Source organism: Nostoc sp. C110 (assembly GCF_043099725.1).
GTDB lineage: Bacteria > Cyanobacteriota > Cyanobacteriia > Cyanobacteriales > Nostocaceae > Nostoc > Nostoc muscorum_A.
On record NZ_CP171148.1, the window covers coordinates 3,684,376 to 3,698,021 of the forward strand.

General features: G+C 41.9%; 2 protein-coding genes and 2 pseudogenes. All 4 read left to right on the forward strand.

The features are described 5' to 3' along the window. The first annotated feature begins 788 nt into the window (after positions 1-788). Positions 789-1,063 (forward strand): annotated as a pseudogene (locus ACFFRD_RS21280) (hypothetical protein). Between the two features lie 224 nt (positions 1,064-1,287). Then, a pseudogene (locus ACFFRD_RS21285) lies at positions 1,288-6,728 on the forward strand (beta-ketoacyl synthase N-terminal-like domain-containing protein). A gap of 179 nt (positions 6,729-6,907) precedes the next feature. After that, positions 6,908-8,635, forward strand: coding sequence for an SDR family NAD(P)-dependent oxidoreductase (locus tag ACFFRD_RS21290; RefSeq protein ID WP_392477240.1), 1,728 nt, complete (start codon positions 6,908-6,910; stop codon positions 8,633-8,635). Between the two features lie 230 nt (positions 8,636-8,865). Beyond that, complete coding sequence (locus ACFFRD_RS21295; protein ID WP_392477242.1) at positions 8,866-13,614, forward strand: PfaB family protein; 4,749 nt, start codon at positions 8,866-8,868, stop codon at positions 13,612-13,614. Positions 13,615-13,646 lie beyond the last annotated feature (32 nt).

Consider the following 13,646-nt stretch of genomic DNA (forward strand, 5'->3'; position numbering starts at 1 on the left):
CGTGGGTTTTAAATACCCAATTTTTATTAGGAGTGGTCTACCCTGCGGGAACGCCAAGAGTGGAATGTTTGTGTAGCCGCGTACTCCTACGGTGAAGCAAGCAAGCTACATACAGTGTGGCGTAGGCATCCCATTCGCTCTGGTTTTCTAACCGCCTTTTTAACTAATGCAATCATGATTATGTTTATCAAGCAACATAGTAAAAATTAATATTTGCTTTATAAATAACCACTTTAATTTTTAACTTGACTTATATTGAAAAATAACCAGAAATTTTGACTAAATTATGATGTTTCTCTGAGAAAACATACTTATGGTTATCCAATTTATCTATGTATTTCTTGAATTGTTACTTAGTAGACAACAGATTTGCATTGTTAACTTAATTCACAGAAAACTTCTATCTAACCCGTAGACAACAAAATCTCTAACACATTTATACAGTCACAAATTATACTTAAGTTCTGAATTTTATTCAAATTAACATCAGTAATTGTGGATGTTTCTTTATAAAATAACTTTAAAGAAATGATTTAGTTTCTGTAAAGTATGTTAGTGTTTTTATTAATTCAATGCTTTAAAGTGGTTAGACAAACTAGTTATTTAATTGAGATTTTGAAATTAAAAATAACTAAAGATAACTGCTTCTCCATCATCGTCTGCTCGTTTCATTACTTTTTGAACTTGCATAAATTCGGGTTAAAGGTGGTGTCTTTTGTGTAACGAACTTGTCAACTTTCCTAGTTCAAATAGCATAAAATACATTATCCCGAACGTTGAAATTGGCTATGACTTTAGAGATACAGAACGTTGTCATTAACAACAGCTATGTTGCTGTGGTTAGGCTAGATAATCAAAAGCTTTCGGGTGAAAAAACATTTCTGTTCTCTTAGCTACTCCTCAGTTTCCATCACTCCAGTAGGATACCATTACTCAAAATCTCTACCATTACAAATGGATTAAATTCACTGGTCAAGCAGCTATTACACTCCAAGACTATTTTACCAGTTTTAACAACGTTATTGACCTATTGCCACAATTTCATGAGTCTAGCGTTGGATAACATTTTTTCGCGATGTCTACGACGGGCTACGCCTACGCAGTATGCCAAAGTCGCCTGGAAACATAAGGCTTTACCCCGGCAGTATGTATCGTGTGGTGTCGATTTGGAGACAAGCATTTAGCAAAAATAAGATAGCTAACTGCTTACAAAACCAGAGTTTTCCATTAATTAGTAGGCAACAGAAATTACTGTAACTACACAATCCACAGTACTAACTATGCCCTATGTCTGCTTATTCAATTGATACTGCCTTAGCGGAGTTAGAAAGCCTTATCAATAATTGTGAAAAGGCTGTGATGAGGTCTATAGAGGAAAAAAACATGAAATCAGACAAATCAGATAAATCAGTGTCAATCAACAAAATTAACAGACAATTACAACACAATCCTATCGCCATCGTTGGGATGGCTTCTCTATTACCTCAAGCCAGAAATTTACGGGAATACTGGCAAAATATAGTAAACAAAATTGATTGTATTACTGATGTTCCTTCCACTCACTGGAGTGTCGAAGATTATTACGATCCTAATCCTAGAACTACTGAAGATAAAACTTACTGTAAAAGAGGCGGATTTCTTCCAGAAGTAGATTTTAACCCAATGGAGTTCGGTATTCCACCTAGCATTTTAGAAGTCACAGATGTATCGCAACTATTAAGTTTAGTGGTTGCGAAAGAGGCGATGGAAGATGCAGGTTATGGCGAAAAACGTGAGTTTAGCCGCGAGACTGTTGGTGTAATCTTAGGCGTGGCTATGGCCAAGCAATTAGGAATGCCACTTTCTGCAAGATTGGAATATCCGATTTGGGAAAAAGTTCTCAAAAGCAGTGGTTTATCTGATGAAGATACCAAAAAGATCGTTGATAAAATCAAAAGCGCTTATGTGAAATGGGATGAGAACGCTTTCCCTGGAATGTTAGCTAACGTAGTCGCGGGTAGAATTGCCAATCGCCTAAATTTTGGCGGGATGAATTGCGTAGTTGATGCCGCTTGCGCTAGTTCCTTTGGTGCTTTGAAAATGGCAATCAGCGAACTAGTTGAGCATCGCTCTGACATGATGCTGACTGGTGGTGTTGATACCGATAACACCATCATGGCTTACATCTCGTTCAGCAAAACACCGGCGGTTTCTCCTAGTGAAAATGTCAAACCTTTCGATGCTAAATCTGATGGGATGATGTTGGGTGAAGGTATCGGGATGATTGTCCTGAAACGGTTAGAAGATGCTGAACGGGACAACGATAAAATCTATGCCGTAATTAAAGGTATTGGTACTTCCAGCGATGGACGTTACAAGAGCATTTATGCTCCCCGCAAAGAAGGTCAAGTTAAAGCCTTAGAACGTGCTTATGAAGATGCCGGCTTCTCTCCCGCTACTGTTGGTTTGATGGAAGCACATGGCACCGGGACAATGGCTGGAGATCCGACAGAATTCGGTTCTTTAAAAGACTTCTTTGATGTACATGATGACAAAAAGCAGCATATCGCTTTGGGTAGTGTGAAATCGCAAATCGGACACACAAAAGCAGCTGCGGGTGCGGCGAGTTTGATTAAAACTGCTTTGGCTTTACATCACAAAGTATTACCGCCGACAATTAACATTACTGAGCCGAACCCCAAACTCAACATTAAAAATTCATCCTTTTATTTGAATACCCAAACCAGACCTTGGATTCGTCCAGAGGGCGAAGCGCCAAGACGTGCAGGTGTAAGTTCTTTTGGATTTGGTGGAACCAACTATCACGTTGTTTTGGAAGAATATGAAGCCGACCAAAACGACGCTTACCGCTTACACAGTGATGCTAGTGAAGTGCTGTTGTTTGCTCCCACAGTAGAGCAATTGTTGAGCAAATCGGAAGAGATTTTAGGTAAGTTGCGATCGCCTGAAGCACCCAGACACTACGCACAATTAGTCAATGAGTGCAAATCACAACAGATTCCCCTCTCTGCTCCCCGATTTGGGTTTGTCGCTGAGAATCTCGAAGAAGCTTGCAAGTTCCTACAAACTAGCATTGACTGGCTGAAACTCAAAGGGTCAGCAGCATCTTGGGAGCATCCCCAAGGGATTTATTACCGTTCCTCTGGTATGGAGTTGGGCGGAAAAGTTGTCTCTCTATTTTCTGGACAAGGTTCGCAATACCTGGAGATGGGACGCGAACTGGTAATGAATTTTCCTTTGATGCGCCGTCTTCATGGTTATATGGATAGCCTGTTGCTCAAAGATAATTTGCAGCCGCTTTCAGAAATTGTTTTCCCTCATCCTGTGTTTGGAGAGGCTGAAAAGAATGTCCAAATTGCTGCCTTACAACGCACAGAATATGCTCAACCAGCCATTGGGGTGTTGAGTGCAGGGATGTACAGCATACTGCAACAAGCTGGGTTCAAATCAGATTTTGTTGCCGGTCATAGCTTTGGTGAACTCACAGCGCTATGGGCTGCGGGGGTTTTGAGTACCGAAGATTACTTGTTCTTAGTGAAAGCTAGGGGTCAAGCAATGGCTGCACCCGAAGATCCGGATCATGATGCGGGAAGTATGCTGGCTGTCAAAGAAGACATCAGCAAAGTTGAAGCAGTAATCAGACATTTTCCCCAAGTTGCGATCGCTAATCAAAATTCTCCGACTCAATTTGTCTTGGCTGGGCCTACCGCAGAAATCGCAAAAGTCAGAGAGATTTTACACGAGAAAGGATATACAGCAGTATTGCTACCTGTTTCCGCAGCGTTCCATACACCGCTAATCGCCTTTGCTCAAAAATCCTTTGCGATCGCTACCAAGTCTGTCAAGTTCCAAAGTCCCAAAATCCCTGTTTACAGCAACGTTACCAGTAAGCAGTATCCCAAAGAAGCCCAAGGTATTCAAAAGATTCTGGAAACGCACCTTTCTAATTCAGTGCTGTTTAAGCAGGAAATTGAAAATATCTATGCGGCGGGTGGTACTTGCTTTGTGGAATTTGGGCCTCGGAGAATTCTCAGCAATTTAGTAAAAGAGATACTTGGCGATCGCCCACACATCACCGTATCTTTGAACCCTAGCGTTCAAAAGAATAGCGATCGCTCTTTGCGAGAAGCAGTTGTGCAATTGCGAGTGATTGGTTTGGCTTTGAATAACCTCGATCCTTACCAACTTCCCCAAACTATACCCCCAATTGAGACGAAGAAGACATTAAATGTCCGTTTGAACGGCATCAACTACAGATCCGAAAAAACGAAAAATGCCTTCGCTCTCGCTTTGCAGGATGGGCATAAAGTCACATTACCTGCTGTGACAGCAAACCTTCCCACCCCTGAATATTCTGAAACTGCGGCTCCTTTGTTTACTAGCCCAGGTGTGACTCCACCTTTAGCAGTGATAGAGACTAACGGACATAAAAAAACAGCTGCGATCGCCAACGTTGTGACTGCTAATATCATCACCCAGCCAGAGCAACAGATGAATCCTGTGACCCTTTCACAACCAGCCCAGGAATCTAAGATGCAACCAACACCAGAAAAACTTACAAATTACGAACAACTTTTAGCAAGTTTAGAATATCTCCTGACACAGTTTCAGGAAAATCAAGCCGAGAATTTACAAGTTCACGGTACTTATCTCAACCATCAAATGGAATACGCCAAAGCGTTTTTCCAACTGATGCAGCAGCAGAATTCCTTGTTGAGTGAAAGTAAATCAACAGCCGAAACTGCCAAAATGAAGCTAGTTGTCATGGAAAGCTTAGAGCGTAGCATGATGCAGTTTCATTCCCAACAAGGTGAAACCCTACGCATCCATGAGCAATATCTTCAAGAGCAACTGGAATATACTAAGAGCTTTTTCCAACTCATCCAGCAAGAGTATTCTCAAATCATCTCAGGTGAGGGAGCAACTCAACTCACAGAGAAACTCAGCAATTTCGCTCCGTTCACCACAGAAACAACTGTTAGTGATGCACCAGTACCCCCTACTACCAAGATAGTAGAAAGCCAGCCTTTGCCTGTAACTGAGCCTGTAGCTAAAAACGGCTTAAATGTTACCCAAGCACCTCTCCCGGCTGCTGTAGAGCCTGTAGTTGAAACTTCCTACTCCCCACTACCTACACCGCACTTCGCTACTGTCGAGACAGTCGAGCCTGTAGTCGCGCCACCTGTCCCAGTTGTAGAACCTCAAGCCGAGGTTGTAGTCAAAATTAGCTCACCTCCAGCCAACGAAGTTGTTGCCTTCACCCCAGAACCAGCACCCACGACTGCTGCACCTGTATCTGGCGCAACCATCGATATTGTTGACTTGGATAAAAACCTCTTAGCCATCACCAGCGATAAGACTGGCTACCCAGTCGAAATGCTGGAAATGGACATGGATATGGAGGCTGATTTAGGGATTGACTCTATCAAACGGGTGGAAATCTTGGGGGCGCTACAAGAGATGTACCCCAGCCTACCCAAGCCCAATTTAGAAGAACTGTCAGAAAAACGCACCATTGGTCAAGTTGTAGAGTATCTGCAATCTCACGCTTCCAAAAGTGTTTCTGTAGAAATTGCAGTTCACGAAATACAACAAGCAGCCGAGGTTCCAGTAGAGACTGCACCAGTAGTTGAGGTAGTCATCGCACCGGAACCAAGCGTAGTTGTCGCATTCACCCCAGAACCAGAAGCCGCTCCCGCTACAAGTGATGAATTCGCAAACTTAGGTGAAACCCTGTTAGCCATCACCAGCGATAAGACCGGCTATCCAGTGGAGATGCTGGAACTGGAAATGGATATGGAAGCCGATTTAGGGATTGACTCGATTAAACGGGTAGAAATCTTAGGGGCGATGCAAGAAATGTACCCCAACTTACCCAAGCCAAATATCGAAGAACTCGGCGACCTTCGCACCATCGGTCAAATAGTTGATTACCTACAGCAGTTGGCTGGAGGTGAAAAAAAAAGTCTGAACCTGAGTTTGTCCAACAGCAGCCACCGGAATTAGAGCATAATATCCAGCGCCATCTCGTCAAACTCAGAAGTCTACCACAGCCTGATTATTTGGATTTCACGTTACCAGAGGGACACATCGGTTTAATTACCGATGATGGTTCCCTCACCACTTATAAATTAGCTGAATCCCTAATCGAGAAAGGCTGGAAAGTAGTAGTTATCAGCTTCCCCCAATCGCTCATCGCCCAACAAGCGCCCTTACCCACAGGAGTAACTCGCGTCACCTTAGCAAACTTGAGTGAAGAACATCTGCAACAACAATTGCAAGCGATCGCATCTCACTGCGGAGCGATTGGGGCCTTCATCCATCTCCATCCAATGTTTGTAGGAAATCACACCGGGAGTATTTCTTATAACGAATCAGAAAAGGCGATCGTCAAGCACGTATTTTTGATGGCGAAACACCTCAAACCCTCTCTAAATGAAGCCGCAAAGCATGGACGTAGTTGTTTCTGCACAGTTGCTCATCTTGATGGAGCCTTCGGTTTAGAGTACAAAGTTAACTTCGGTGCGATCGGCGCTGGTTTATTTGGATTAACCAAAACTCTGAGATGGGAATGGCCAAAGGTATTTACTCGTGCGATCGATTTAAGCCCCAGACTTGACGCTAAACAATCAGTACAAAACATCATCGCCGAACTTCACGACCCCAACCTTTATATAAGTGAAGTTGGCTACGGCTCACAAGGACGAGTCACCATTATCGCCGATTAAAAAGTTGATTAATGTTGTGTGCAACTTTATCTCGAACCTAACCCCCAACCCCTTCCCTACAAGGGAAGGGGAGTAAGAATCAAAGCCTCTCTCCCTGTGGGGGAGAGGTTTGGAGAGGGGGTTTCAAGTATCAGTTGCACATCAAAAAACCCAATTTATGCAGGTATTCACGAGGATTTATGACACAAACAGCCCAGCTTAGTCCATCATCTGTCTTTGTCGTGAGCGGCGGTGCAAAAGGGATTACGGCTGAGTGTACTATCAGATTAGCTCAACAGCAACCCTGCAAATTTATCCTCCTCGGTCGCTCCGAACTATTAGAAACCGAGCCAGATTATGCCCAAAATTCTGATGAATCAGCATTGAAAAAATGCATCATGGAAAATCTTCTTTCTCAAGGAGAGAAGCCCACACCCATGAATGTGCAAAAAATATATAACAAAATTACCTCTAGCCGTGAAATTAAAAAGACTCTAGCAGCAATTGAAAAAACCGGAGCTAAAGCCGAATATATCAGCGTCGATGTCACAGATACACAAGCTTTACAAGAAAAACTTGCCACTGCTGTGCAACATCTCGGCCCAATTACCGGAATCATCCACGGCGCTGGAAACTTAGCTGATAAGTTAATTGAAAAGAAAACAGAAGAGGATTTTGAAAAAGTTTACACTGCTAAAGTTCAAGGTTTAGAAAACCTGCTAACTTGCGTCAATCCTAATCAACTTCAGCATTTAGTTTTGTTTTCTTCAGTAACAGGCTTTTACGGAAATCCTGGACAATCTGATTATGCGATCGCAAATGAAATTCTGAACAAATCAGCCCATATATTTAAGCAAAGTTATCCCTCATGTCATGTAGTCGCTATCAACTGGGGTGCTTGGGACAGTGGGATGGTGACAGCAGAATTAAAGAAAATTTTTCAAGAGCGGAAAATCGAAATAATTCCGATTGCAGTTGGGGCACAAATGCTCGTTAAAGAAATGGATAATACCAACCATGCAACCTCACAAGTTGTCATTGGTAGCCCATTAGTTCCACTGGCGGCAGAGTTAGATTCAGAACTACGAACTTATCGTATTCGTCGCCAAATGACATTAGAGGCTAATCCATTTTTACACGATCATACGATTGCTGGTTCTCCAGTTTTACCAGCAACTTGTGCAATGACCTGGATTATCAATGCTTCTGAGCAATTATATCCCGGTTATAGATTGTTTAATTACCAAGATTTTAAAGTTTTAAAGGGAATTACTTTCAATGAGACATTAGCAGAGGAACATATTTTAGAAATAGAAGAAATTTCTAAAGTTAATCTTGAAAGAATTGAACTTAAAGCCAAAATTTCGAGCAAAAATCCACAAGGTAGAATCCATTTTCATTTTAGCGCTCAACTGAATCTCCAGCGAGAAATCCCAGATGTACCCATTTATGAATCTCTCAATCTCGAAGAAGATAATATCATCACCGCGACAGGAAAAGATTTTTATCAAAATGGTGGGGCTACATTATTTCATGGCCCCGCTTTTCAAGAAATCAAAAGAGTCTTAAACATCAGTCCTGAAAAAATTACTACAGAATGTCTTTGGCCAGAACTCACCCCACAGCAACAAGGACAATTCCCAGTCCAATGGGTAAATCCTTACACCACTGACTTGAGTATGCACGCCTTATGGGTTTGGACACAACACTTTCATGAAGAAGGTTGTTTACCTGGAAAAGTAGAAAAATTTGAACAATTTGCGATGATACCACATAACGAAACATTTTACGTTTCGTGTGAAGTACTATCTAAGACACCAAGTAGTGCGATCGCAAACTTTATCATACACGATCGCCAAGGTAAAATCTATTCACGAATGCTCGGCGCTCATGCCATTATTTGGTCAATGAAAATGCTCAGAAGCTAGTAATCCTCCTTTACCACTCAACATCCATATAGCAATCCTAAATCAGTTGTAAAAATCTCTCTTTATTCTTCTCTCTGCGCTCTCTGCGCCTCTGTGGTTCGATTAAAAAAAGCATTTTTCATAACTCAAATAGGATTGCTATAACTTGCCACTTCAAAGTTTGGGGAACAGCGTAAATCCTGCCTTTTAATTATCTCTTGCTAAATACCCAAACTCGGAGCATATAAATCGTGGAAAAAATAGCCATCATCGCATTATCATGCCTATTCCCCGATGCAAAGAATCCTGAAGAATACTGGCACAACATCGTTAATCAAAAAGATTCGACATCCTCTGCAACCGTCGAAGAAATCGGAGTAGCTCCGACAATATTTCACAATCCAGTTAAAGGTACACCAGACAAAACTTATTCCCTCAAAGGCGGTTACATCCGCAATTTCCAGTTTAATCCATCTGAATACAATCTACCATCAGAATTTGTTGACGGTTTAGATAACACCTTCAAATGGTCATTGTATACCGCTAAACAAGCAATTGAACAAAGTGGTTATTGGGGTAATCAAACTGTCCTCGCAAAATGTGGCGTAATTTTAGGTAATTTGTCATTCCCAACAAAATTATCTAATCAATTATTCTCTCCAATTTACCAGCAAGCTATTAATCCTGCTGTCAGAGAACTTTTGCAGGATGAAGACTTTAATTTAGCTGTCCCAAGTGCTACCAAAGCATCTTTATACAATGCGATGATATCTGGTTTACCAGCATCTATTGTAGCTCAAGCTCTATCTCTATCCCAGATTAATTTATGTCTGGATGCTGCTTGCTCGTCATCATTTTATGCGATTAAACTAGCATCTCATTACTTATGGTCACACAAAGCTGATGTCATGTTAGCTGGAGCCATCAGTTGTGCAGATTCCCTATTCGTGCGGATGTTATTTTCCGGTGTTCAAGGGTATGCAGAAAACGGCATCAGCCGCCCCTTAGATAAATCCTCCAGAGGGCTAATTCCCGCCGATGGTGTTGGAATGGTGATGCTGAAGAGATATTCTGATGCCGTTAGAGATGGCGATAATATTCTTGCTACCATCTGCGGTAATGGACTATCGAATGATGGTAAAGGTAAGCACTTACTCAGCCCTAATCCTAAAGGACAAACCTTAGCTTTTGAACGAGCCTACAATGAGGCAAATTTTAGTCCAAAAAGCATCGATTATCTAGAGTGTCACGCTACCGGCACATTACTAGGAGATACAACCGAATTCAACTCCATCGAAACATTTTTTGGACAACATCAAGCTGCGCCTCTAGTGGGTTCTGCTAAGGCAAATACTGGTCACTTGCTAACTGCTGCTGGCATGGTTGGCTTGACTAAAGTGATTTTGAGTATGTCGCATGGTGTAATTCCAGCAACCATGAATGTTTCGGAACCTTTAACTTCAGAAAATGGTACAATTTCCGCCGATAAAATTGTTAGAACAGCTACGGCATGGCCTAATAATAACGCACCAATTAAACGGGCAGCTATCAGTGCTTTTGGTTTTGGCGGCACTAATTCTCATCTGATTTTAGAACAAGGAACTACAACAGAATCAGTTGAATCAATTCCACCTGTTCCACCTACCAAAATTGCCATTGTTGGCATGGATGCTTTTTTTGGTAACTGCAATGGTTTAGATGCTTTTGAACGCAGTATTTATGATGGAACACAGCATTTTACTTCCTTACCGCCTCAAAGATGGCATGGGATAGAAAATCAAGAGAATGTCCTGAAAGAGTACGGTTTAACAGACGGGAAAGCACCATTAGGGGCATATATCAAGGATTTTGAAATCGATACTTTATCGTGCAAAATCCCACCGAATGAAATCGAGAAATTAAACCCACAACAATTGTTGCTTTTGAAAGTTAGCGATCGCGCCGTCAAAGATGCGAAACTACAGGAGGGTGGCAATGTGGCTGTGATTGTCGCCGCCGAGACAGAATTCTCTGTGCATCAGCTACAGCAAAGATGGAATCTATCTTGGCAAGTTAAGGATGGTTTACTCAACCAAGGAATTTCTCTACCTGCTGAACAGCTTTCCCAACTGGAAACCATTGTCAAAGATAGTATTCACCAACCAGTAGAAATCGGTGAATATGTGAGTCACATCGCCAACATCATGGCAAGTCGGATTTCTGCTTTGTGGAATTTCACTGGCCCTGCATTCACCGTCAGCGCTGGCGAAAATTCTGCCCTCAAAGCGTTGGAAGTTGCCCAAATGCTACTCGCTACTGGAGAAGTTGATGCAGTCGTTGTGGGTGCGGTAGATTTAGCCGGCGGTGTGGAAAATGTCTTGTTCCGCAGCCAATTTGCGCCAATTAATACGGGTGTAAATACATTGGGTTACGACCAACAAGCTAATGGCTGGACAGTTGGCGAAGGTGCGGGTGCTGTTGTTCTCAAGCGTTACGAAGCTGCTAAGGAAGACAATGAACGCATCTATGCAGTAATTGATGCCATGAGTTTCGCACAAGGTAATTCTACTTTGAGTGACACCTTGGTAAAACCTGATGCTTCAGCTATCAGCAATGTCTGCAAACAAGCTTTCGAGATGGCGGAGATTCAACCCACAGAAGTTAACTATGTGGAAGTCTTCGGTAGCGGCGTTCCCCAGGAGGATGAAGCGGAAATCACAGGTTTACTGCAAGCTTATCCGAAAGTGGGCAATGGTTTGCATTGTGCGTTAGGTAGCGTTAAATCCAATATCGGTCACACCTATACAGCATCGGGAATTGCTAGCTTAATCAAAACCGCTCTCTGTCTTTATTACAGGTATATTCCCGCCACCCCCAAATGGTCTGGTGTCAAAACACCGCAAGTATGGGAAGGTAGTCCTTTCTATGTGGCAATGGAATCAAGACCTTGGTTTGTCGATAAAGGCGGCACACGCAGAATAGCAGCAATTAATAGCATGGGTATAGATGGCAGTTACGCCCATTTAATCTTATCGGAGGAACCCAGCCAAGAGGAGCGCGACAACAGATATTTGCAACAAATGCCTTTTCATCTGTTTCCTATCGCAGTTAGCGATCGCTCTACTATACCCGATATCCTAAACCATCTCCAAAAATCCATAGAAGCGAGTTCTTCTTTATCAGCTACCGCCAGCGAAACATTTGCTAAGTTTGAACAGCATTCTAATCCAAAATACGTCTTATCAATCACAGGACGTAACACAAAAGATTTACTCAAAGAAATTGAATCTGCCCGCAAAGGTGTAAACAATGCCTTTGAAAACGGCACAGATTGGCAAACGCCACTAGGAAGTTATTTCACAGCGAAACCATTGGGTAAAACTGGAGCAGTTGCTTATGTTTACCCCGCAGCAGTCAATTCTTATATCGGCATTGGTCGGACTGTTTTTCGCTTATTTCCAAAAGTCTTCGAGGATTTAAAAAGTAACAATCTCTACAACCGGGCTGCCGATGTTGAAAAGCTGGTTTATCCCAGAAGCTTACCTAAATTGACAACTAGACAACTAGAAACTCTCGAAAAGCAATTGTTAGATGATTCCCTAGCAATGTTTGAAAGTGAAATTGCCTTTGCTAGATACATGACGGCAATTTTCCGAGATGATTTTAAAGTCAAGCCGCAATCTGTGTTTGGGTATAGCTTGGGTGAAACTAGCATGATGGTTGCCCAAGGGGTTTGGAGTGATTTTGAGGGTGGAAGTAACACCTTAAACTCATCACCTCTATTTGGTGATAAGTTATCTGGGCCTAAAAATGCTGTGCGTGAATATTGGGGATTAACCGATTCACCAAATAACAATTTTTGGAATACCTATGTTCTCATGGCTACTCCATCTCAAGTTAGAGAATGCCTGAAACATGAAAATCACGTCTACTTAACTCAAATCAACACACCAGAAGAAGTATTAATCGCTGGTGATGATGCCGCCTGTAAGCGAGTGATTGAAACTCTAAGCTGTAACGCCTTCCCCGCGCCCTTCGACCATGTGATACATTGTGAAGCGATGCGATCGCAGTACGAGGAAATCAAGAAGGTAAACAGCTTACCATCACAAAATCTTCCAGGTATCGTTTTTTACTCAGCCGCCGATTATCAACCAATTGTACTTGATAGTGATGTAATTGCTCACAATATCGCCAAAGGATTGTGCCAAGAACTTGATTTTCCGCAATTAGTTAATCGTGTTTACGGTGATGGAGTCAAAATATTTCTAGAAGCAGGCGCAGGTAATGTCTGTTCACGATGGATTGATAAAATTCTCGGCAACCAAGAACATATCACAGTCTCTCTAAATCGTAGAGGGATGGATGACCATGCTGCAATGGTCAAAGCATTAGCAAAATTACTCAGTCATCAAGTAAACGTGGATTTATCACCACTTTACAACAAAGCTCAAGGAACTGCTAATTCAAATAAAGCAACATTGAGAACAGTTACCTTGGGTGGAAAAGCAATTGCTGCTACAATTTTGAGCGAAGAAAATCGCCAGATTGTTAAAGATTTGGTTGAGGATATTAAATGCAATCGCTTCAAAATACAGCCTCTAAATATACCTGATCTCCAGCAATCTGAAATCACAGATTTTCTTAAGACTTCTAACCAAATAACCCAAGAAGAAACTTACTCCTCTAACATCTTGCTTCAGCCAGAAGAAGTAAAACCGAAAAATATCATTGATAACGTTTTTGAAACGAGAGAACAATTACAATCTTCTGAGTCAAGCGGAATTGGGCAGCAAAATCTTCTTCATTCACAACCTGTCATCACTCAAAAAATTAGTAGCATCATCAGCATGTTCGATTTAAATAAGACCCAGTATCAAAAGCTCAATGCTAATAATTCAAAGATAACTAAAGCACACACAGCCTTCTTACAAGCTAGACAAGATTACAGTCAGCAAATGAGCGAAATCATTCAATTGCAACTAGCTTGCGCCCAAAACTTGCTTAACGACGAATCCTGACATAAGTCTACATACTTCAACCGTCAATAACC

Excerpts from the sequence above, each read along its gene's own strand:
- ACFFRD_RS21290 (WP_392477240.1), top strand. The coding sequence starts at position 6,908 with ATGACACAAACAGCCCAGCTTAGTCCATCATCTGTCTTTGTCGTGAGC.